Below are 22,709 nucleotides of genomic sequence, written 5' to 3'. Positions count from 1 at the left end.
CCCTCCTTATGTCCAATCTGTATATAAATCTATACGCCGATCTCGCCATGTTGTTACCGATCCGCGCTCGCGAACGTCGTAAAGAAGCTGTAAATCAAGATCAGCTGTAATGATCATATCATCGTTTATTTCTCCTTCGGCTAAAACACCGCGTGGTGGGAACGGAATATCGTTCGGTGTAATGATCGCTGCTTGTCCGAAGTTTGCGCGCATAAAATCAACGGTTGGCAACGACCCGACTGTTCCTGTCGTGACGACGTATACTTGATTTTCAATCGCGCGGGCATGACATGTGTAGCGCACGCGGTGAAACCCGTGACGGTCATCAGTGCATGACGGACAAAAAATGACGTCCGCTCCTTTTGCCCGCGCCATACGAACAATTTCAGGAAACTCAATGTCATAACATGTTAAGATAGCAATCGTTCCTTTCGCAGTTTGAAAGACGTGTAACGCATCACCACCATGCATATTCCATTCGTTGGCTTCCGTCGGGGTAATATGCAATTTTGCCTGCTCGGCAATCGTTCCGTCAGGATAAAATAAATGAGCGACATTATATAGCCGATCTCCCTTTTTTATGACATGCGTCCCACCAACAATATGCATATTCGTCTGTTTTGCGAGCGTAGTAAATAGCGAGCGATACGCTTCTGTGAACGTTGGGAGCTCGTCAATCGTTAACGCTTCTTTTGTTTCATCGCCAATGGACATGAGCTGTGTCGTGATAAATTCGGGGAATAGGACAAATTCAGCCCTGGATTCTTGTGCTGTTTTGACATAATGTTCAACTTGTTTCGCGAATTGTTCAAATGATCGAATGGTGTGCAAATGATATTGAACGGCACTGACTCGCATTTTCAATGAAACTCACCTTCTTCTTTTCTATTTCTTCACTATTATAGCGAATATGTTTTATTTTGTCTGAATGGAAGCATTGTTTGTGTAGAAAAAACGATATGTGTGTTACAATAGCGCTAAAGGAGGAATGAAAAATGAGCATTTACGATTTTCATGTACGTACGATTCAAGGAAAAGAGCAATCGTTAGCGCAGTATAAAGGAAAAGTATTATTAATCGTCAATACAGCAAGCAAATGTGGATTGACGCCACAATACGAACAATTGCAACAATTGTACGACAAGTATAAAGAACGTGGATTTGTTGTGCTCGGTTTTCCGTGCAATCAATTCGGAAATCAAGAACCGGGATCAGAGGAAGACATCTCACAGTTTTGCCAACTCAATTACGGTGTGACGTTTCCGATGTTTGCGAAAGTAGACGTAAACGGTCCAAACGCTCATCCGCTCTTTAACTACTTAACAGAACAAGCGCCAGGTGTGTTAGGAACGAAAGTGGTGAAATGGAACTTTACAAAGTTTTTAGTCGATCGCAAAGGTCAAGTCGTTGCGCGGTTTGCCCCAACGACAAAGCCGGTAGAACTAGAACAACATATTGAGCAATTGCTTAGTCAAACCGTCTCTGAATGAAAAAGAGACGGTTTTTTGTTGGGCGTAATCGATTTGTCTATACCGATTTTTGTATAGTGCATATGCTGAGATAGTAGAGATTGACGCCAAATAGGAGGGGTTATATGTTCATTGAACCGTGGATCGTAGATGAAACGATGCCTGAATTTTTCGTGCCGGACTATATTGAACAAATGGCAGAAGATGTTTTGCGCCATTATGATTTATCTGTTCAAAGTAGGCAAGTCGTCACGACGAAACCGGATAAAGGAGGGGCCATTTGGAAATTAGAAACGAACAAAGGGCCAAAAAGTTTAAAATTGCTTCATCGCCGTCCAACACGCAGTTTGTTTAGTCTTGGCGCCCAGCGATATTTAGTCGATGTGCAAAAAGCAAATGTCCCACCGATTGTTCGAACGAAAGAAGGAACGGATTATGTGGAGGCGGGAGGAAAGCTATGGTTTGTTGCGGAATGGATCGAGCCGTTATTTCCTGTAACGAAAGATTTAGAAGGAGCAAAACAGCTTTGTTATGCGCTCGGCGAATTTCATCGTTTAAGTAAAGGATACGTCCCTCCGCAAGGAGCAGAAATCGCTTCCCGGCTGTATAAATGGCCGAAGACGTACGAAAAAACAATAAACAAAATGGACTGGTTTCGCCAATTAGCGAAGGTGTATAGAGAGATGCCTGCAAGCGCGATGTTATTGGAAGTTGTCGACCGCTTTCAGGCGCAGGCGCGAGAAAGCTTCACCAGACTCCAACAATCTCCGTATGACCAATTAGTTAAACTTGGACATCGCGAATGGGGACTTGTGCATCAAGACTACGGGTGGTCGAACGGACAAATGGGTGCGAATGGCATGTGGATTATCGATTTAGATGGTGTGGCGTATGATTTGCCCATTCGAGATTTACGAAAACTGATTTCTGGTACGATGGCTGATTTATACCGCTGGGACGCTCAATGGGTGCGAGAGATGATTCGGGCGTATCATGAAGCCAATCCAATTGACGCTTCATTATATGACATATTGATGATTGATTTGTCACTTCCGAATGAATTTTACAAAAACTTAAAAGAAGTCGTATATGAGCCGGAGCTATTTTTAACGGAACAAACGATGCAACTTATTGAGATCATTGTTGCAACGGATGAAACAAAATGGCCGGTTCTTGCGGAAATTGAAAACGATTGGAAGGAGAACGGAAACAGATGAACATTTTAATGATTTGTACAGAAAAGCTACCTGTGCCTCCCGTGCTTGGTGGTGCGATTCAAACGTATATTGCAGGCATTCTTCCACACCTTCGTCACGCACACCGCATTACTGTGCTAGGTGTACAACATGAAACGCTGCCAAATGAAGAAACGATCGACGGCATTCATTATGTACGCATTCCGGGTGGGATATTTGACATATATCGTGAGCACGTCGTTCAATACGTGCAAGCTCATTCGTTTGATCTTATCCACATTTTTAACCGTCCACGCCTTGTTTTACCGATCCGTCAAGTGGCTCCTCATGCAAAAATGACGCTGAGCATGCATAACGATATGTTTCAAGTTGCGAAAATCAATCGTGAAGAAGCAGAAGAAGTGATCAGGCAAGTATCAGCAATTATCACTATTAGCAACTATATCGGTCAAGTTATTCGTGAACTATATCCAGAAGCGGAGGGGAAATTGCGGACGATTTACTCTGGTGTTGACTCCGAGCGGTTTTTGCCGGGGAACCATCCAAATATGGCATCCATTCGGAAACAACTACGTCAGACGCACGGAATCGATCAAAAAACAGTCATTTTATTTGCGGGGCGTTTGTCGCCAAATAAAGGGGTTGACAAACTGATTCAAGCGTTGCCGGAACTTGCGAAGCGATTTAACGACTTAGCGCTCGTCATCGTCGGAAGCAAATGGTTTAGTGAAGAAGGGACGACGGACTATATTGCTTACGTTCGTTCGTTAGCTAAAAGATTACCTATTCCTGTTGTGGCGACAGGATTTGTGCCGCCAAATGAAATTCAACATTGGTTTGCCGCAGCTGATTTATTTGTTTGTACGTCGCAATGGCAAGAGCCGCTTGCTCGCGTTCATTATGAAGCGATGGCAGCCGGGCTTCCGATTGTTACAACCGCTCGTGGTGGCAATCCAGAGGTCATCGTTCCAAATGAAAATGGTGTTGTTGTCGAAAGACCAGAAGATCCGCAAGACTTTGTGGAAAAAATGGCATATGTGTTGTCCAATCGTACGCTAATGAAGAAAATGGGAGAAAACGGGCGTAAATTAGCGACATCACTTTATCGTTGGGAGCGGGTGGCATCAGACCTACTCCGTGTATGGCAACATGTCGAACAAACTGAGCTTTCGCCAATACAAGCAACTGTTTCTGTTGAAGAAATCGTTGAGCAAGTCGTTGAAAAACAGCCGACCGAGCCAGTTTTACCATCTTTACAGCCAATTCAAGAAGAAATAGTGTTAAACAAAAAAAGAAAAAAAGCATTTGTATGGGCGATTACGACATAAAACTCCCACTTATGTTTGTGGGAGTTTCGGTCTTGTTTGCATATATAAATAAAAGTCATCGTTTTGTTTTTCTGTAATGACGTCGCGTAAAATTTGAGCAAGGACTGTGCTATACACAGTTCCGTTATCTCCGTAAGCATAGACGAAATAACAGTTTGGAAAGGAATCGTACACACCAATCATCGGAAGACCATCATGCGTCCCACCGTAAAAGGCAGCTAAATAAAATTCAGGAACGACGCGAATATCGGGGAAAAGTCGATGAAATTCCTCGATCAGTCGTTCTTTTTTATGCATAAGCTTAGCGTCTCGATCATCCGCATACGCTGTATTCTCATCAAGCCCTCCGATAATAATGCGATCGTCAGCCGTTGTTCGCATATATACATACGGACGGGCTGTCTCCCAAATGAGCGTTCGTTTATACCAACTTGAAAAATCTTCAACGCGATTTGTAATCACCGCATACGAACTAACGAGTAACGCTTTTTTTTCTTGTTTCACTTCTAACGTTTCGTAGCCTGCGGCAAAAATGACTTTCCGGGCTCGAATGAAATGTCCATTTTTCGTATAACATGTTGCCATATGTTGTTCAAGTTTTTTTCCGTTAATTTCTGTTTCTTCGAAAATACGCACGCCACGTTGTTTTGCATATTCCAATAAACCAATTGTCAACTTATACGGATTTAATTCTCCATCCCCCGTTGTATATAAAGCAGCATGTTTTGTAAATGGATAATGGCTACGAATTTGTTGTTCATTCAACCAGACAACAGGATAGCCTTGTTTTTTTAACGCCGTATATTCTTTTTCAAGCTTTTGGACATCTTCCGCAACGCTTGCATAATACAAACTATCCCTTCTTTGAAATTCCACATCGATATGTAAGCAATTTGCTGCTCGTTCAAGTTCATCGACGGCTTGTTGACAAAGCGTTAAATGACGTGCGGCATACGTTTCGCCAAAGCTGTTAACGAGTTCAAAAAACATTTTATCCCCGAGACATTGAATGAGTGCTGTATTTGTCATCGTACTTCCGTATCCTGCTTTTCGTTTATCGACCACGACAACGTCTAAATCTGTTTCGCTTAAATAATAGGCGCATAGCGCTCCTGAACCGCCCGCTCCGACAATCAACACGTCGCATTGTATGTCATTCTCAAGAGGCGGATACGAAGGAGCATCGGGAAATGTCGTTGGCCAATATAACTTTCCTGTTTGTAAATCCATTGCGATAACCACCTTTCTTTTTTGTTCTGGTCTTTTTTAGATTGACCTGCATATGTAAAAGTATGCGACAACAACTACTCGATTTATATATTGACATAGCAAAAAGCTTTCTTATTTTTGGAATATTTGATAAAATAGGACGAAACGACAATGGGCATGTGGGAAAGTAGGGATGAAAGGTGAAAGTATTTTTGGACTTAATGTGGTTTTTTAAGCAAGAAAAAAAAGCGTATACGATCGGAGTTATATTGCTTGCGATTGTGTCGTTGCTTGAGCTTGTTCCACCGAAAGTGATTGGACACGTTGTTGATGCGATAAAAGCGGGGGAAATGACGAAAGAAAAGCTTGCGATGTGGTTAAGCTTGCTTGCAGGTGTTGCGATTTGTATGTACGTTTGTCGCTACGTTTGGCGGACGATGATTTTTGGATCAGCAGCGAAGCTTGCTAGATTGTTGCGCGATCGGCTGTACGGTCACTTTACAACGATGTCTCCGTCATTTTATCAAAATCGCCGCATCGGTGATTTAATGGCACATGCGACAAATGATTTACAAGCGATTCAACAAACAGCGGGTGTTGGCGTCTTAACGCTTGTCGATTCACTATGCATCGGGGGTTTTGTCATTGCGACGATGGCTTTTACAATTAGTTGGAAATTGACACTCATTTGTTTATTGCCGATGCCGCTTATGGCTTATTTAACAAGCTACTATGGTTCGCTACTTCATCAACGGTTTCATCATGCACAAGAAGCGTTTTCTTCCTTAAACGATAAAGTGCAAGAAAGTATCGCAGGAATTAAAGTGATTAAAACGTTCGGTCAAGAGAAAGAAGAAATTGAGTCGTTTCGAGCACAGTCCGATGATGTTGTACAAAAAAATATGGCGGTTGCTCGCGTTGATTCATTATTTGATCCAACGATTTCGCTCATTGTCGGCGTGTCGTTTTTTTTAGCGATTGTTTTTGGCGCCCGTTTTGTTGTGCAAGGAGAATTGACAATCGGACAGCTAATTTCGTTTACGATGTATTTAGGTCTCCTTATTTGGCCAATGTTGGCTTTCGGTTGGTTATTCAACATCGTTGAGCGCGGTCGGGCTTCGTATGATCGTGTGTCATCGTTATTAAAGGAAAAACCAGATATACAAGAAGGTGAAGGGGTGCTTGATAAAGTACCGACAGGCGATATCACTTACGATATTCGCTCCTTTACATATCCGAATGAAACAGAGCCAACGTTACAACACATTCAATTTACGTTAAGAAAAGGTGAAACGTTAGGTATTGTTGGAAAGACAGGAGCAGGAAAGACGACACTTTTGAAAGTGTTGTTGCGCGAGTTTGTTGGAATGGATGGGGACGTTTATTTTGGCGAGCATTCGATTACACAATATCGATTAGAACGATTGCGTGAGGCAATTGGTTATGTGCCACAAGACCATTTTCTTTTTTCAGCGTCTATTCGCGACAATATTGCATTTGCGCGACCGGATGCAAGCGAAGAAGAAGTAGAACATGTTGCTAAACTCGCCCAAGTGCATGATGATATTTTACAGTTTCCTGAAGGATACGAAACAGTTGTTGGGGAGAGAGGCGTGTCTTTATCGGGAGGACAAAAGCAACGGTTATCCATCGCGCGTGCGCTATTGCTTGATCCAGAAGTGCTTATTTTAGATGATTCGCTATCGGCTGTCGACGCGCAAACGGAGGAGCGCATTTTGCGATCGTTGAAAGAAAATCGAGCAGGGAAGACGACGATGATTGCAACCCATCGATTAAGTGCCATTCAGCACGCACATCTCATTATTGTTCTTGAGGACGGAAAAATTGTTCAGCGCGGCACACATGATGAGCTCGTTGCACAAGACGGATGGTATCGCGATATGTATGTTCGCCAACAACTTGAACAACTTGTGGAACGTGGAGGGGTACAATGAACGAGCGGCAAGTGTTTATGCGATTGATGAGCTATGCAAAACCGCATCGAAAATCGCTATTGTTTGCTTTTCTTCTTTTAGCGTTAACGACTGCAGGGGAAGTGCTTGGGCCGATCATCGTGAAAATTTTTATTGATAACTATTTAACACATATGACTTTTCCACTTCAAGCTATGATTGGGCTAGCATCAGCTTACGTAGCGATTCATATTGGAAAAGTAGTTCTTTCTTACTTTCAATTATTAAAATTTCAAGAAATTGCATTAAAAATTATCCAACAGTTGCGCATTGATGTGTTTGCGAAAGTACAATCGTTAGGTATGCGCTACTTCGATCGCACGCCAGCAGGAAGCATCGTATCGCGAGTGACAAATGATACGGAAGCGATTAAAGAAATGTTTGTTGAAGTGCTCGTTACATTTATTCAAAGTGCTTTTTTCCTAGTCGGTGTATTTGTTGCGATGTTTTTGCTCGATGTTCGTTTAGCTACTTTTTGTTTAGTGATTTTACCGATTATTTATATCATTATTCGTACGTATCGAAAGTATAGCTCGGTGTTTTATAGCGATTTGCGTGAACGGTTAAGCCAGTTGAATGCAAAGTTAAATGAGTCGCTTCAAGGTATGGCGATCATTCAAGCGTTCCGTCAGCAAAAACGAATGAGAGAGCAATTTGGAAATATTAACAAAAAACATTATATAGCCGCAATGAAAAATATTAAACTTGATAGTTTATTGCTTCGTCCAGCGACAGACGTTGTTTATGTGTTTTCGCTTATTGTCGTTTTAAGTTACTTTGGTATTTCTTCTTTTCAAAGTCCGGTTGAAATCGGCGTGTTATACGCCTTCGTCAATTATTTAGAGCGTTTTTTTGAACCGATTAACCAAATGATGATGCGTTTATCGATGTTTCAGCAAGCGCTTGTTGCTTCGTCGCGCGTGTTTCAATTGTTAGATGAACGAGAAGAAGAGCCGAAACAATATGAGCAACCACTTGTTATTGAAAAAGGAACGGTGGAATTTCGCAATGTATCGTTTAGTTATGATGGAAAACGGGATGTGCTAAAAAACATTTCGTTTATTGCTCGGCCTGGGGAGACCGTCGCGCTTGTCGGTCATACCGGAAGCGGAAAAAGCTCAATTATTCAACTGCTCATGCGTTTTTATGAGTTTGAACGTGGTGATATTTTGATTGATGGTCATTCGATTAAAGAGTATCCAAAGAGAGAGTTGCGGAAACATATCGGCCTTGTGCTTCAAGACCCATTTTTGTTTTATGGGACGGTACGAGATAACATTCGGCTCCATCATCAACATTTGACGGATGAACATATTGAGCAAGCTGCCAAATTCGTTCAAGCTCATGCGTTTATTGAAAAGTTGCCAAAAGGGTATGATCATCCCGTGACAGAGAGAGGGACGACGTTCTCAAGCGGCCAGCGTCAGCTCATTGCGTTTGCTCGTACAATTGCGATGAACCCAAAAATATTAGTGCTTGATGAAGCGACCGCAAACATTGATACAGAAACAGAAGAAGCAATTCAACAAGCGCTTGAAAAGATGAGAAAAGGGCGAACAACGATTGCCATCGCCCATCGCTTATCAACAATTCAGGATGCAGATCAAATTCTTGTCTTGCATCAAGGGGAAATTGTCGAGCGTGGCACTCATCAGCAATTGCTTGCAAAACGAGGATTGTATTATCGCATGTACGTATTGCAAAATGGATTAACAGAAGATGTATGTATATAAAAGTTTCTGAAGCTTGTTTTAGTTTTGTAAAGCACATTTGTCGAAACCGCCATGTTAAGTGGCGGTTTCGCAATATACGATTTCCCCTAGTTTTGGTACACATAGCTGCTCGCTTGGAAGGTTGCGCCGTTCCCATTCGGCATATAGGCGATCTAGCGCTTCTTTTGGTGTATCGTCAGCGAGTGGAAATGTACCGTAATGCATCGGAATAAATGTGTTGGCACCGCAATCAACAAATGCTTGTACAGCCTCTTCTGGTGTCACATGTTGAGGCCCCATAAACCATTCGGGTTCATATGCCCCAATAGGTAGCAACGCATAATCGATATGGAAACGCTCCCCGATCGCGCGAAACCCACGAAAATATCCACTATCCCCAGCGAAATAAAACGTTGGTTTTTCTTTTGCTTCAATGACCCATCCGCCCCAATGGGATGTATTTGTATCAAATAACGTTCGTTTCGCTTGTACAGCCTCTTCTGGTGTCACATGTTGAGGCCCCATAAACCATTCGGGTTCATATGCCCCAATAGGTAGCAACGCATAATCGATATGGAAACGCTCCCCGATCGCGCGAAACCCACGAAAATATCCACTATCCCCAGCGAAATAAAACGTTGGTTTTTCTTTTGCTTCAATGACCCATCCGCCCCAATGGGATGTATTTGTATCAAATAACGTTCGTTTCGACCAATGTTGTGCAGGAACGAATGTGAATGAAACATCTCGTTCGACAACGGTGTCCCACCAATTGCATTCCACGACACGCTCGAACCCTCTTTTCAGAAAGGATGAACGTAACCCGCTTGGGACAAGGATGTGAGGATTTCCCTTTAGCTGTTTTATGCTTGAGAAATGTAAATGGTCATAGTGGCTATGAGAAATTAATATGACATCAACAGGAGGTACATCATGAATCGGAATGGCCGGATCAGCTAGTCTGCGAATCGGTCCTAATCGTTTTGCCCAAACAGGATCTGTAACGATGGTTAAGCCATTTATTTGAATAATAAATGTCGCATGCCCTATCCATGTGAGTAGCGTTTGCCCCGTATTTGTATGTAGCAACGAAGGTTGAATATGTTCGCAAGGCAAAGTATATGACCAATCTTTCTTTTTTTGTCTTCTTTCCGCATACCATTTCCGCAAGTCAGCAAACGATTTCGTTGTTGGGACGCCACCTAAATTTTCATATCGCTTTCTCATTTTTTCTCCTCCAATATGGGTGTTTCTTTCAAGTATTACATTCTATATATAATCCTTTATTGTTATATAACTCATATTTCGCACCTTGGTAGGGCGGAACAAAAGGATTTTTTATTCAGTTTTTTAGAATAACTTTTAAACCAACACCAAAAGCGATGGTATCCTTTTTTTACCATCGTTGGTCGTTCTTTATCCCATTAGACGTAAATGCTCTCGTCCATCCCTAATCCTTGCAGAATCCTTCGCTGCTCGTACGTGAGCGGTTGACCTAACGCGCGTTGAATTCGTCCATCCGGCAGTTCCAACAGGACGACTCTGACATACCAAAACAATTGAAAAATCGCTTGTCCGGTCGGTCGGGTCAGTTTCCGGCCTCCCGCGCCCTTTAATGGGTGTTCCGGGGTGATGAACTGACGCACCCGGCGCTGGAAGACGCGGTAAATCGCCAAGGCCAACAGAAACAAATAGCCCAATACCGCGACCCGTTCCGGTTTTTTTACGTAAATCTCATCCGTAAAGAACGGGTCTTTCAAGAAAGAGAAGTTCATTTCCACCGAGATTTGGCCTTTATACAACTTCAAGATCTCTTTCGCATCCATCGGTTGACCTTTCCATTCCTCCGGAACGGTCGTGACAAGGACAAACCGGGACGCTTTCCGTCTCGCCTGTTCCCACGCATCTTGGTCGAATTCCACGTTCAAGCGAAGGGCGTACAGCGTTTCCATGTCCGGTTCCGCCCCTTTTTTCGGACGTCCGCGCCGTTTTTTCGGACGCACGATCGCTTCGACCGACGCCTCGACGCGATGGAACCGGAGACGAAGGGACGCCTTTAGAGACGCTAGGGCTTGTTCGGCGTCTTCCCGGCACGAAAACAGACGGCTTTCCCACTGGGTTTGTTTCTGCCGAAGAAGCTCTGCTTCTTGGTTTCGCTCTTTTTCGAGCGTCTTTCCTTTTCGTTGGTCGAGCGCGCTGGATTCAACGACGATCAACCGGACCGAATGACCTTCGTACGTCGATGTCGTTTCCCACACCCGGTAGGTGGCTCCGTTTTTCTCCGCTAAGGAAAACGGATCGCTCCACGGCGTGTCTTGGGCATCAGCTTTAGCCAGCGCGGTTTTGACGATCCGGAGCGAAGAAGGGCCTCTTGTGATCAAAAAGGCGTTGGCGGCCTTCGTTTGCGCCAGTGTGTCTTTCGTCATGGCGGCAGAATCGGCAACATAAATCCATTCATCTTCGATCTTCGCCTGCTTCAGCTGTTTCTGCACACGGGACAACACCTCGGGATTCCACGTCTTATCCGGCAGGTTGCCGTCGTGTACATCGCCATAAAACGGGATGCCATCCTCGTTGCCAATCAGCCCAAATCCGATCTGCTTTTGCCAACGATGATGCCGGTTGTAGCCATGCGTAATCTGCAAGGCATCCGGCGAGGCCGATTCATACGTACCGTAAACCGATACATCGGTCGTATCGGCATGGAACACCCGAAGAGGGATTCCTTCTTTCTTGTAAATTTGCACAAGACAGGCGGAAAGAACCGCGTGGATATTGGCGTCGTACAGTCGATCGAGATGGCGCGCGATGGCATCGTCGTTGAACCAAGAGGGGGAAAGCCCTGGTCGGATCAGCTTAGGCAAATCGATGTCATGCGCCCATCGTTCCAAATGAACGAGTGCTTGCCGACCGCTCAAGATATCCAAGGTAAGCAGCCAGACAACGTCGCTGGCTCGAGTTTGGCATTGAGAGTCCACGGGAACGAGACGATCAATCAACCGAGGGAGGCCAAGATCCTTGAAAATGGTGCTTATTATATTCAAATAAGAACTTTCATAAATGGCACGGATTTGAACGCTCATGATGTAGAAACTCCTTTGCTTTCCTTGTGTTTCAAAGATTCATTCGACATGAAGATAAAAAAATCCTCCCGATTTTTGTCGAGAGGGCGCGAAATGTGAGATATAACATAATTTCATTGTTTTTTGTTCGTATTAATAAAAAATATATCTATGTTCGATTGGTACCGTCAAGAATTTTGTGTAATGTAAGATAGATAGGGTATCTCTGAAATAGATTTAGAATAGAGGGAGACTGGTTTCCTCCACACAAGAGACTGAATATTCAGTCTCCTGTGTGGAAAGGGAGAATCCCCTTATCTCATTGATTTACATTATTTGGTTAATTGTAACGTTCCCTGAATCCGTGACAAAACATCTTTACAATGGATGCAAACCGTTGATACGATAAGGGAAAACGACGTTGACGACTCTTCATCAAGTAGGTGAATGCGATGAAAGATTTCCCGATTCGGTTTGTATTGACAGATGAAGCGATTACTCCAAGTGCTGGGCTTGCTCTCGTGGGCTACTTACTGCACCAAACGAAACTGGATAAACGAGTAAACGCCCTTCGGCTCCCAACGGTTCGTCGAGATGTGCACATTTCCCATAGCGACGTCATTCGCTCGATGATCGGCTTGCTTGCCACAGGAAAAACGGATTTTGATCATATCGAAGCGTATCGTCAGGACGATATCTTTTCGACATCAATGGGCATTCGGCACGTACCTTCCTCCCCAACGTTGCGACAGCGTCTCGATCAGCTCGCTTGTCTTCCGATGACCGAAACCATCATTTGGGAGGAATCGATGCGTCTGTTGGTTCGACAACACGCTACCTTGTCCCCTTGTTGGGCGAAAGGGAAAACGACATGGCTTCCCCTTGATATAGATGCTTCCCCATTTGACAACTCCGATACGAAGAAAGAAGGAGTGAGTCGAACGTATAAAGGATTTGACGGTTTTACGCCGTTGTTTGCGTACGCAGGGAAGGAAGGGTATATCGTTCATGCCGAGCTGCGTCCAGGGAAACAACATGTACAAGACAACATGCCTTCGTTTTTAACTACCGCCATCCGTCGAGCTCGTCCGCTGACCTCGTCTCGTCTGCTTGTCCGCATGGATGCAGGAAACGATGCGGAAGCGAATGTGCATACGTGGACTTTGTCATCAAGCGAAACTTACGCCGAGAATCGAAAGCGCTTTGGTTCCAGATCGCTTCGCAAAAGGGCAGACGCATCGATGATGGACAAACTGAAGGAGTACAAACGTATGAGTTATGCCTTCCACAGACCGCAGCAATCGATGGACACACGTATACGTACGTTCAAGTCACCCAAGTGACGGAACGAACGATGGAACGAAATGGACAGCTGATGCTCGTTCCTAATTACGAAGTCGAAAGCTACTGGGTGCGCCTCGAAGGATACGAGCATGTTCGAATGAGCGATGTGCTCGCGTTGTATCATGACCATGCGACATGCGAACAGTTTCATAGCGAACTGAAAAGCGACTTAGATTTAGAGCGACTTCCATCAGGGAAGATGAAAACGAATGCGCTCGTGTTAGTCATGGGAGCATTCGTGTACAACCTTCTTCGTCTGATTGGACAAGATCTATTAAGCGATCCGAGACATCCATTACATCATAAAGTGAAACGCCGCCGCATCAAGACGATCATTCAGACGGTGATCACGATGGCAGGTCGACTCGTCCGCCGATCACGACAGATCTGGATGAAACTGACGCGAAGGAGTGGCTATAGCGAGCCCCTTCTGAACATTTACATAAAATGGAGAGAAGGAGCATAACGAACGATTGTTCGCAATTCTGTACTCATCCTAACCCTCTGTCCTTTTTTGTTTTTTCTTTGGTTTATATACCTAAAAAAGATATTTATTTCATTTCTGAGAGTGAAGATGACATCTGTTTTAAACATAAAAAGGGAATAGTGGATCACGCATCCATAAAACCAGCAAAAAAGTCAAAGTCGATGTCAATCCATCACGGATTCAGGAGGATAGAGAATAAGGTAATGAATGGTTAAACCTAAATAAAAAGGTTATTTATTTGCTAATGTCGAAACTCTAAATAGGGAAAACAATATAAGAGACTTGCTTCGATAAATTAATTAAGAGGGGTGGTTTTTAAATGACTTTTTTGTTCGTAAACATAAAATAAAATAATCTAATAAATTGGGAGTTTTTATCGAAAAGATAACGCACTGAAAAGGACATTTTTACTTTGAAAAAACAGGATATAATTTTTTTAGGAAAGTGCGAGATGTAAAGTGATAAAAGGGATGTTTAAATTGTAAAAATATTTAAAAAACACAGTTTGCGGATTAAAATGGAAGTAATATAAAACTTTGGCTCTTCACCACAAAATGTACTTGACAATTAAATTTTTTTGTACATAAAGATACAAAAAAAGCGAAATTTCCTGTATGATAAAGGTGACCAAACCATCAACCATGGAGGAAATTTCGCATGCATTCTCAGTTGATCAAAGGTTTTATCGATTTACCAGACTTTCTTATTCAAGGAGAACGAAAAGAGGGAGATCGCTGGATTTTCGAACTGTCTCTTCCTCCGCATTGCCCGGTCTGCCTCGTTTGCTTCGGACGTACAACGAAAGTGTCATCCATCCAAACGGAAGCAATGGATCCATGGCTATACTCATACAATCGGTCTATTTTGTATTGAACTCCCTGTTGAAAGAAGACGTTGCTCCACTTGTTCCCTTACGTTTACCGTTTCCTATCCGGGACTTCCATCTCACAGTATCGTAACGGAATCGTTTCAACAGTGGGTCGCTCAGCTCTGTATCGAAAAAACGATTCAAGAAGTCGCTCACTTTTTACAACTTGCTTATACAACGGTAGAACGTTGGTTTTATCAATATACCCCGGCTTGTTTGTCAACTTCGGATTCGACCGTTGTATGCGTGGATGAATTCGCTTTCCGTAAAGGACAAGATTATGGAGTAGCCGTAGATGGATGCTCAAACTCGGCGTGCCCTGTCTATGGCTTCAGGAAAGAATGAAGAAGCGATTGCAGAGGTCCTTCAACCTGTCGCTTCAACGGCGAAGTATATCGTCAGTGATTTGGCTCCAGCCATGAGAAAAGCCATTCAAAAAGTGTGTCCAAGATCCATGTTCTCGATCACTTCCATGTCATTCAGTTGTTCACCGATGCACTCAAGCGTTGCCGTAAATACCTTGCTAAAGGTGGAACGAAACATGGAAGCGTTCGCCGTGTTTGCCGATTATTGAGCCAACGGCCAGAAAAGTTGACAGAAGAAGAGAGACAGAACGTTCGACAATGGTGTCAAGAAAGTTCGTATTTACGCCATGTCTATCAAACTCTTCAGCACTTCCGTTACGTATCGAAAAGTCCAACAAGAAAACAAGCCGAAACTCGTTTGGCACAATGGTTTGATCGCCACCTCTTTAGTGAATGTGCGGCTGTGCGAAAGTATTACCAAGGCGCTGCTCGCTCGAAAAGAGGCGGTGCTTTCTTGCATCGTTTTTCCTTATTCCAATGACCCAATGGAAGGAATCAACAACAAAATCAAGTTGATCAAAAGGCGGGGATATGGATACCGAAATATCCAACGCTTTGCTTTGCGTGTGCGTTTAGAGACTGCTATCATATGTTAACGTAAAAATCAAGTACATCTTTTGGTGATGAACCGAAATTTTGTTTTTTACGGTGGTGACTTGAAATGCGTGATTCTAATGACATTTATGCTAATGATAGTGTGGTGGATTATATGACACATCCAAATTTAATAATCATTCTTATCGTTGTAAACATGATATTGATGGCAACAGCTAAAAGAACATTTCCTTTCATAGCTTTCTGTGGTTTATTGCTTTTGTATTGGATTGGATTCGTTTATGATTATAGTTTTACTATGGAAAGAACTCCGCATGAAATACTTAGTAACCTCATGAATATCTTATACATAATATTTCCTTGGATGGTTTGGTGTTTCTTTGTTTACAGTGTCTATTCGAACGTTATAAAACTTTTTAAGCGTAATAAATCTTAAATATAGTGTGTTTAATGAACGAGTGCGTTCGTGTAATAGTAATAGAAGAAGAAAACACCTAGCTTTTACAAGACGAATTTTTTATGTCCTAAAATCAATATTGAATGATGACAGAACCAAATATTTAATAGATAAGGAAAAGATTTATATGAATTCTAGCTATATAAATTGAAATAAAGGTTTTCTCCCGTTCCACGGTGAATAATAAAAAAAGAAAATAGGGGAACGGAAAGAAGATACGATGCCGAATCACAAAGACGAGATCGAAAAGTTGTCCACTGCCATGAAAGAAGCAAAAAGTAAACGAGCATATGAACGCTACCAAGCGATTTATCTTCATTTGCAGGGGTACGCAAAAGAAGAAATCGCAACGATTACCGGTCGATCCAAAAAAACCGTTTATAACTATATCCATGCCTACACTCAGCGAGTTCTTGACGGACTAGAGATGAAATATTCACCCAGTGCTCCACGTCGATTGACCCCTGAACAAGAAAAAGAGCTGGCTTGGATCATTGAACATCAGCTCCCCGTAGATGTGGGATTCGAAGCAAAATATAATTGGACGCTTGCGATAATCGCTGAACTCATTCAACAAAAGTGGGGGCCAACATACACGCTTCGCGGAACAAGTGACATTCTGCATCGGTTAGGGCTAAGCTATACGAAACCGACCTATACACTAGCCAATGCCGATGAAGAGAAACAAAAAGAATTCGTCGAAATCACCTTCCCTGAAGTAAAAAAAAACTGGTAGATGGGAACATCGCCCATGTCCTCTTTCAAGATGAGTCGATGATTCGTGATTACCAAGCGATTCAAAAAACATGGTTTGTCAAAGGAAAACAACGAATCATTCCGACGTTTGGAAAACATCAAGGGCTGAAGCTGATTGGCACGTTGAACTACGAAACAGGGGAAGTGTTTTGCATCGAAGAAGAACGCTATGACGCGGAAACATTTCTTCGATTTCTTCAACTTGTGTTAGAACGCTATCCCACAGGCAAAATAGTGATGATTTTAGATAACGCTCGAATTCACCATGCCAAACTCATTCAGCCATTTTTAAAAGAACACGAAGATCGGTTAGAGCTCGTCTTTTTGCCACCATACAGTCCGCAATTGAACTTGATTGAAGGGCTATGGAAATGGCTGAAATCAGACGTGATTTACAACGTGTTCTATTCGGGTGTGCAAGAAATTAGAAAGAATGTCCAAGCCTTTATTCAGCGAATCAACCAGAAACCAGAACAAACGATCGATCGTTTGTGTGTTCAGTTGTAAATCTTTAACTGTAGATGAGTATTTTTCATTACAGTAATTTCCATTCCCTAAGAGACAAACAGGGGACCCCTTAGGCGACATGGAGCTGTTTTTTGATCACATCAATGGGAATATCTTGCTTTGCGGCGTCATAGATGAACTCGACGACGCTGTGCCCTTTCCGAGACCGAAGAAGCTCCAGGCCGGAAGAGATGTCTTGTTGAGATTCCGCGATGCTGTATACGCAGGCTAACAGCACCACGACCCAATACCGTTTCACCGCCCGAACGTGGCGAACACGGTACCCATCGAGCTTCAGCTGGTCTTTTGCCTGCCGGAAAAAGCATTCGATCGTCCAGCGCTGGGCATAGTAACGCAAGATGTCTTCGTCACTCAGCTCCCGGTCGGTGCTCAATATGACATGGAGATGATCCGGCGTCATCGGTTGATCCGCCTTCCAAGCCAGCAGCACCACCGCGTCATCAAGACCGTTGAGCGCGCCTTCGTAGCGGTAGACACGATAGCGCTCGTTCCCCACCGTGACGAGGCGGGTGTCGTTTGGCTCGATATAGCGGGCAAACTCCTTCGCTTGGATGGCGATACCTTTCGGGTAGAGAATCCGGTTCGTCTTGAGCATGGCGATGACATGGAATCCTTGTTTCAGACAGGCTTCGATGAGCGCTTGGGACGGATACCATGAATCCACGAGCACATACACCGGCTGAGCCCGCTTCCCCTTGAGCGAGGAAAGCATCTCGATCGCCAGGTCGATTTTGCTTCTTCCCGATGTCTTGTCATACAGACGAAAGGCGAACGGAAACGCTTGCGTGAAGGTGTGCACCATCAGCCAAACAAGCGAATGCCCCCAGACCAATTGATGATCGCTGTGAGAGAAATGCCAGTCACACCCTTGAATGGCGTGCGTTGCCCGTGACGAAGGCTTCGTTTTTTGGCAAATGGTATCATCAATCGAAAGGAACAGGGGTTGATTCGTCCGTTTGGCCAGGCGTTCGATCTGGTGAAGAACCCACTCCTGAAGCTTCTCAAGCAGTTTTTCCTCGTTCCAAGGGCTTTTCGTGAAAAAGTGGCTGAGCGTGGTTCGATGATCCGGATGAAAACTCCAGTACCGGACATCCGTCAATGTCCCCGAAAATCCCTTGGTCGTCAAGGCGTCGACAAGATGAACGAGATGCTTGATGACCGGCTTCGAGAAATAAAGCGCCAATCCCAGCGTCATGAAAAACTTGTGGATTCCTTGATGATGTGCTAATCTATTCATGAGACATGAACCTCCTTGTGGGTAGTTGGTAGCACATCTATTCTAACCAAGGAATCGGGTTCATGTCTCCTTTTTTGTTTAGTTTGTAAATTTATGTTAGCAAATTTGCTCATCTACAGTCTTTAATTCAACTTATATAGCTTACAATTTATTGGAGGAATTATTGCTGTAATAATTTTTCGGGTACTATAAAAGGATGAAACTTGTAATTATAGCGTCAATTCTGCTTTTCCCCTCCTATTACTCTCATTCTAGTTTTGCTTTTACCTGAATCCGTGATGGATTGACATCGACTTTGACTTTTTTGCTGGTTTTATGGATGCGTGATCCACCATTCCCTTTTTATGTTTAAAACAGATGTCATCTTCACTCTCAGAAATGAAATAAATATCTTTTTTAGGTATATAAACCAAAGAAAAAACAAAAAAGGACAGAGGGTTAGGATGAGTACAGAATCACGAACAATCGTTCGTTATGCTCCTTCTCTCCATTTTATGTAAATGTTCAGAAGGGGCTCGCTATAGCCACTCCTTCGCGTCAGTTTCATCCAGATCTGTCGTGATCGGCGGACGAGTCGACCTGCCATCGTGATCACCGTCTGAATGATCGTCTTGATGCGGCGGCGTTTCACTTTATGATGTAATGGATGTCTCGGATCGCTTAATAGATCTTGTCCAATCAGACGAAGAAGGTTGTACACGAATGCTCCCATGACTAACACGAGCGCATTCGTTTTCATCTTCCCTGATGGAAGTCGCTCTAAATCTAAGTCGCTTTTCAGTTCGCTATGAAACTGTTCGCATGTCGCATGATCGTGATACAATGCGAGCACATCACTCATTCGAACATGCTCGTATCCCTCGAGGCGCACCCAGTAGCTTTCGACTTCGTAATTAGGAACGAGCATCAGCTGTCCATTTCGTTCCATCGTTCGTTCCGTCACTTGGGTGACTTGAACGTACGTGTACGTGTGTCCATCGATTGCTGCGGTCTGTGGAAGGCATAACTCATACGTTTGTACTCCTTCGGTTTGTCCATCATCGATGCGTCTGCCCTTTTGCGAAGCGATCTGGAACCAAAGCGCTTTCGATTCTCGGCGTAAGTTTCGCTTGATGACAAAGTCCACGTCTTCCTTTAGACATACGTGCACATTCGCTTCCGCATCGTTTCCTGCATCCATGCGGACAAGCAGACGAGACGAGGTCAGCGGACGAGCTCGACGGATGGCGGTAGTTAAAAACGAAGGCATGTTGTCTTGTACATGTTGTTTCCCTGGACGCAGCTCGGCATGAACGATATACCCTTCCTTCCCTGCGTACGCAAACAACGGCGTAAAACCGTCAAATCCTTTATACGTTCGACTCACTCCTTCTTTCTTCGTATCGGAGTTGTCAAATGGGGAAGCATCTATATCAAGGGGAAGCCATGTCGTTTTCCCTTTCGCCCAACAAGGGGACAAGGTAGCGTGTTGTCGAACCAACAGACGCATCGATTCCTCCCAAATGATGGTTTCGGTCATCGGAAGACAAGCGAGCTGATCGAGACGCTGTCGCAACGTTGGGGAGGAAGGTACGTGCCGAATGCCCATTGATGTCGAAAAGATATCGTCCTGACGATACGCTTCGATATGATCAAAATCCGTTTTTCCTGTGGCAAGCAAGCCGATCATCGAGCGAATGACGTCGCTATGGGAAATGTGCACATCTCGACGAACCGTTGGGAGCCGAAGGGCGTTTACTCGTTTATCCAGCTTCGTTTGGTGCAGTAAGTAGCCCACGAGAGCAAGCCCAGCACTTGGAGTAATCGCTTCATCTGTCAATACAAACCGAATCGGGAAATCTTTCATCGCATTCACCTACTTGATGAAGAGTCGTCAACGTCGTTTTCCCTTATCGTATCAACGGTTTGCATCCATTGTAAAGATGTTTTGTCACGGATTTAGGTTTTAGATACATCAGAAAATTCAGGTAACATTTAATATTTATGGTTTGTAACTGCTAAACTAAACTGGACAGTTTCCGACAAATAAAATTGGACACTTATTTACCAAAAACGCTCTTAACAGCTAAGATAGATATTGACATTCTACTTAGTTGCTAGGAGGAAAAGAAAGGTGGATAAGTGGGAAGTGTACATGAAAATTTACCAACTGTTAAAGCAGGGATTTAGTAAAGTTGCAGTAGCTAAAAAGCTAAACATATCCCGAACAACTTTATATCATTATCTTCAGCGGTCACCAGAAGAGATGACGAGGTGGTTAGCTTCCACAAAGCAAAGGCAAAGGAAATTAGATCCGTATCGAGATATGATTTTACAGTGGATTCAGAAACATCCAGACATCTCAGCGTCCCAGATACAAGATTGGTTAGAGGAACGTGATCCAAACCTTTCGGTTGGAGAGAGTACCGTACGTCAATATGTCCGGCATTTACGTGAAGAATGGAAGATACCAAAAGAACTATGTCATCGTCACTATGAAGCTGTTCCGGACCCACCGATGGGAGAACAAGCACAAGTGGATTTCGGTCAAATACGTGTAAAAGATCAACGAGGAAAAGGAGTGCAGTTGTATTTTATCGCTTTTGTTCTGTCCCACTCGCGTTACAAGTATAAAGAATGGTTGAATCGCCCTTTTACGACAAGGGATGTGATCGAAGCACATGAACGAGCTTTTCAATGGTTTGGAGGCATGCCACGCGAACTCGTTTACGATCAAGACAATCTGATCGTTGTGAGCGAAAATGCAGGAGATCTCATTCTGACGGCGGAGTTTGAAGCGTATCGTAGACAGCGAAACTTGACGCTTCATGTGTGCAGAAAAGCAGATCCAGAAAGCAAGGGGAAAATTGAAAATGTAGTGGGTTTTATTAAGCACAACTTTGCCAAACATCGTACCTTTTTGCATTTGGATTTATGGAATGAACAAGGGTGGGAGTGGCTGAACAGAACAGGAAACGGGAGGATTCATAATACAACAAAAAAAGAGACCGGTCGATGTGTTTGAACAGGAAAAAACACACTTACGCCCCATCTCTCTCGCTTTAGATTCGGCACGCGCCGAAATATCTACCCTAGCCAATAGTATAACAAGAACGGTAAGAAAGGACAACACGATTTTATATCGATCCAATCGATACACGGTTCCGCTTGGGACGTATACTCCTTTTGGGAAAACGGTACAGGTCGTCATGAAAGAAAAAACAGAGTTGTGGATATACGATCCTAAAACAGAAAGATGCATAGGAAAACATCGCATCGCCGAAGGAAAAGGGAAACTGATTCAAAACCGTAATCACTTGCGTGATCGTACAAAGGGAATCGATGCTTACATCGAACGAGTAGCCCATCAATTTGAGCAACCGGAGGTGGCGAAAGCATTTTTAGCCCATATTCGAAAAGCCTATCCGCGATATATGCGAGATCAATTACAACTCATCCAGACTCAGCTGGCTCAACATCCTGCATGCATTTGTAGCCAAGCTCTGCAACAATGCATGGAACTACGGTTGTATAATGCGTCAGAGTTTACAGACGTCATCGGTCACTTGCAACGCCAGGTAACGTTGCACACAACCCATGTGAATGTGCAATCACCGCAACCATTGCATGAAGAGGGTCATTCTGTGTTGCATGCACAAGCTGCCAAAAGGAATATCGAAGAATATATTCATATTTTGGAGGGGAAAAGAAAATGAGCCAGTTGACGAACGTACAGGAGATTTTACGAGCATTGCATTTAACAGAGACAGCGTCACATTTACCGATACTATTAAAGAAAGCTGAAACAGAGGAACGGACATATGTAGGTTTTTTGCATGATGTGTTACGTTATGAGCAACAACGAAGAGAGGAAAAATTACGGGAAAGATGTTTAAAATGGGCGTCTTTCCCATACTACAAAACATTAGATGAATTTCAACTGGAGGAGCAACCATCATTAACAAAAAAACAACTCCAGCAATTATGTGAACTGGTATGGCTGGATCAGCTGTTTAATTTGATTTTATTAGGACCACCAGGTGTGGGTAAGACACATTTGGCGATAGGAATTGGGATGGAAGCAATCTATCAAGGATATAAGGTTACATTCATCACGATGGGAGAATTAGTTCATGCGCTGAAAACAGAAGTAATAGTATGTAAAGAAACCCAGCACAAATAGG

15 protein-coding genes and 2 pseudogenes are annotated in these 22,709 nt (G+C 43.5%); 11 read left to right on the top strand and 6 right to left on the bottom strand.

The window, feature by feature from the left end; translation table 11 throughout:
- Positions 1-6: 6 nt before the first annotated feature.
- On the bottom strand, positions 7-864 hold the full coding sequence (locus ACPF7I_RS07705; protein ID WP_430744033.1) for a carbon-nitrogen hydrolase family protein: 858 nt from the start codon (positions 862-864) through the stop codon (positions 7-9).
- 131 nt (positions 865-995) lie between these two features.
- Between ACPF7I_RS07705 and ACPF7I_RS07700 the strand changes: the two genes are divergently transcribed.
- From ACPF7I_RS07700 to ACPF7I_RS07690, 3 genes are all read left to right on the top strand, one after another.
- Complete coding sequence (locus tag ACPF7I_RS07700) at positions 996-1,490, top strand: glutathione peroxidase (protein ID WP_430744034.1); 495 nt, start codon at positions 996-998, stop codon at positions 1,488-1,490.
- Between the two features lie 104 nt (positions 1,491-1,594).
- Positions 1,595-2,686, top strand: a complete 1,092-nt coding sequence (locus ACPF7I_RS07695) for a CotS family spore coat protein (protein ID WP_430744035.1) — start codon at positions 1,595-1,597, stop codon at positions 2,684-2,686.
- Positions 2,683-3,993, top strand: coding sequence for a glycosyltransferase family 4 protein (locus ACPF7I_RS07690; protein ID WP_430744036.1), 1,311 nt, complete (start codon positions 2,683-2,685; stop codon positions 3,991-3,993). The genes ACPF7I_RS07695 and ACPF7I_RS07690 overlap by 4 nt, the downstream gene beginning before the upstream one ends.
- A 9-nt stretch (positions 3,994-4,002) precedes the next feature.
- Here the strand turns inward: ACPF7I_RS07690 and ACPF7I_RS07685 are convergent, their stop codons facing one another.
- A complete protein-coding gene (locus ACPF7I_RS07685) occupies positions 4,003-5,223 on the bottom strand; it encodes an NAD(P)/FAD-dependent oxidoreductase (protein ID WP_430744037.1) in 1,221 nt (406 codons plus the stop codon).
- A 179-nt stretch (positions 5,224-5,402) separates the two neighbouring features.
- Here ACPF7I_RS07685 and ACPF7I_RS07680 point away from each other — a divergent pair, with 179 nt between their 5' ends.
- Both ACPF7I_RS07680 and ACPF7I_RS07675 read left to right on the top strand, forming a co-directional pair.
- Positions 5,403-7,157 (top strand): ABC transporter transmembrane domain-containing protein, encoded by a 1,755-nt coding sequence (locus ACPF7I_RS07680; protein ID WP_430744038.1) that lies wholly within the window; start codon positions 5,403-5,405, stop codon positions 7,155-7,157.
- Positions 7,154-8,908, top strand: a complete 1,755-nt coding sequence (locus tag ACPF7I_RS07675) for an ABC transporter ATP-binding protein (protein WP_430744039.1) — start codon at positions 7,154-7,156, stop codon at positions 8,906-8,908. The genes ACPF7I_RS07680 and ACPF7I_RS07675 overlap by 4 nt, the downstream gene beginning before the upstream one ends.
- 54 nt (positions 8,909-8,962) lie before the next feature.
- Here ACPF7I_RS07675 and ACPF7I_RS07670 read toward each other — a convergent pair whose 3' ends face one another.
- Together ACPF7I_RS07670 and ACPF7I_RS07665 are read right to left on the bottom strand one after the other, a co-directional pair.
- A complete protein-coding gene (locus ACPF7I_RS07670; RefSeq protein ID WP_430744040.1) occupies positions 8,963-10,114 on the bottom strand; it encodes an MBL fold metallo-hydrolase in 1,152 nt (383 codons plus the stop codon).
- Between the two features lie 197 nt (positions 10,115-10,311).
- Positions 10,312-11,970: an IS1634 family transposase gene (locus tag ACPF7I_RS07665; protein WP_430744041.1), complete on the bottom strand. Its 1,659-nt coding sequence runs from the start codon at positions 11,968-11,970 to the stop codon at positions 10,312-10,314.
- A 431-nt stretch (positions 11,971-12,401) separates the two neighbouring features.
- On the opposite strand from ACPF7I_RS07665, the pseudogene ACPF7I_RS07660 reads away from it, so the two are divergent.
- The 3 genes and pseudogenes from ACPF7I_RS07660 (at position 12,402) to ACPF7I_RS07650 (ending at position 17,288) form a co-directional block, all read left to right on the top strand.
- Positions 12,402-13,759: pseudogene (locus ACPF7I_RS07660) on the top strand (IS1380 family transposase).
- A 678-nt stretch (positions 13,760-14,437) separates the two neighbouring features.
- Positions 14,438-15,609: pseudogene (locus ACPF7I_RS07655) on the top strand (ISL3 family transposase).
- A gap of 636 nt (positions 15,610-16,245) precedes the next feature.
- A protein-coding gene (locus tag ACPF7I_RS07650; RefSeq protein ID WP_430744042.1) for an IS630 family transposase occupies positions 16,246-17,288 on the top strand; the annotation gives its coding sequence in 2 pieces (ribosomal slippage) (positions 16,246-16,746 and positions 16,749-17,288; 1,041 coding nt in all).
- Positions 17,289-17,358: 70 nt separating this feature from the next.
- On the opposite strand, the gene ACPF7I_RS07645 is transcribed toward ACPF7I_RS07650, so the two are convergent.
- Both ACPF7I_RS07645 and ACPF7I_RS07640 read right to left on the bottom strand, forming a co-directional pair.
- Positions 17,359-18,546: an IS701 family transposase gene (locus ACPF7I_RS07645; RefSeq protein WP_430744043.1), complete on the bottom strand. Its 1,188-nt coding sequence runs from the start codon at positions 18,544-18,546 to the stop codon at positions 17,359-17,361.
- Positions 18,547-19,018: 472 nt separating this feature from the next.
- Positions 19,019-20,392: an IS1380 family transposase gene (locus ACPF7I_RS07640; RefSeq protein ID WP_339174355.1), complete on the bottom strand. Its 1,374-nt coding sequence runs from the start codon at positions 20,390-20,392 to the stop codon at positions 19,019-19,021.
- Between the two features lie 288 nt (positions 20,393-20,680).
- On the opposite strand from ACPF7I_RS07640, the gene istA reads away from it, so the two are divergent.
- Genes istA through ACPF7I_RS07625 form a run of 3 tightly spaced genes read left to right on the top strand, consistent with a single transcriptional unit; the run spans position 20,681 to position 22,708 of the window.
- On the top strand, positions 20,681-21,550 hold the full coding sequence (gene istA / locus ACPF7I_RS07635) for an IS21 family transposase (RefSeq protein ID WP_431018911.1): 870 nt from the start codon (positions 20,681-20,683) through the stop codon (positions 21,548-21,550).
- Positions 21,543-22,241, top strand: coding sequence for a hypothetical protein (locus tag ACPF7I_RS07630; protein ID WP_006322766.1), 699 nt, complete (start codon positions 21,543-21,545; stop codon positions 22,239-22,241). The genes istA and ACPF7I_RS07630 overlap by 8 nt, the downstream gene beginning before the upstream one ends.
- The gene (locus tag ACPF7I_RS07625; protein ID WP_430744045.1) at positions 22,238-22,708 is read left to right on the top strand and encodes an ATP-binding protein; all 471 of its coding nucleotides are present in this window, start codon (positions 22,238-22,240) and stop codon (positions 22,706-22,708) included. Before ACPF7I_RS07630 ends, ACPF7I_RS07625 begins: the two co-directional genes overlap by 4 nt.
- Position 22,709 lies beyond the last annotated feature (1 nt).

This window comes from Anoxybacillus dikiliensis (assembly GCF_050613275.1).
In the GTDB taxonomy this organism is placed as follows: Bacteria; Bacillota; Bacilli; order Bacillales; family Anoxybacillaceae; genus Anoxybacillus.
This window is presented reverse-complemented; position numbering and strand designations above follow the sequence as displayed.

What these genes read in the sequence shown, in the direction of transcription:
- ACPF7I_RS07700 (WP_430744034.1), top strand. Translation starts at nt 996, where the DNA reads ATGAGCATTTACGATTTTCATGTACGTACGATTCAAGGAAAAGAGCAA.
- ACPF7I_RS07695 (WP_430744035.1), top strand. Translation starts at nt 1,595, where the DNA reads ATGTTCATTGAACCGTGGATCGTAGATGAAACGATGCCTGAATTTTTC.
- ACPF7I_RS07690 (WP_430744036.1), top strand. Translation starts at nt 2,683, where the DNA reads ATGAACATTTTAATGATTTGTACAGAAAAGCTACCTGTGCCTCCCGTG.
- ACPF7I_RS07685 (WP_430744037.1), bottom strand. Translation starts at nt 5,223, where the DNA reads ATGGATTTACAAACAGGAAAGTTATATTGGCCAACGACATTTCCCGAT.
- ACPF7I_RS07675 (WP_430744039.1), top strand. Translation starts at nt 7,154, where the DNA reads ATGAACGAGCGGCAAGTGTTTATGCGATTGATGAGCTATGCAAAACCG.
- ACPF7I_RS07670 (WP_430744040.1), bottom strand. Translation starts at nt 10,114, where the DNA reads ATGAGAAAGCGATATGAAAATTTAGGTGGCGTCCCAACAACGAAATCG.
- ACPF7I_RS07665 (WP_430744041.1), bottom strand. Translation starts at nt 11,970, where the DNA reads ATGAGCGTTCAAATCCGTGCCATTTATGAAAGTTCTTATTTGAATATA.
- ACPF7I_RS07645 (WP_430744043.1), bottom strand. Translation starts at nt 18,546, where the DNA reads ATGAATAGATTAGCACATCATCAAGGAATCCACAAGTTTTTCATGACG.
- ACPF7I_RS07640 (WP_339174355.1), bottom strand. Translation starts at nt 20,392, where the DNA reads ATGAAAGATTTCCCGATTCGGTTTGTATTGACAGATGAAGCGATTACT.
- istA (WP_431018911.1), top strand. Translation starts at nt 20,681, where the DNA reads ATGAAAATTTACCAACTGTTAAAGCAGGGATTTAGTAAAGTTGCAGTA.
- ACPF7I_RS07625 (WP_430744045.1), top strand. Translation starts at nt 22,238, where the DNA reads ATGAGCCAGTTGACGAACGTACAGGAGATTTTACGAGCATTGCATTTA.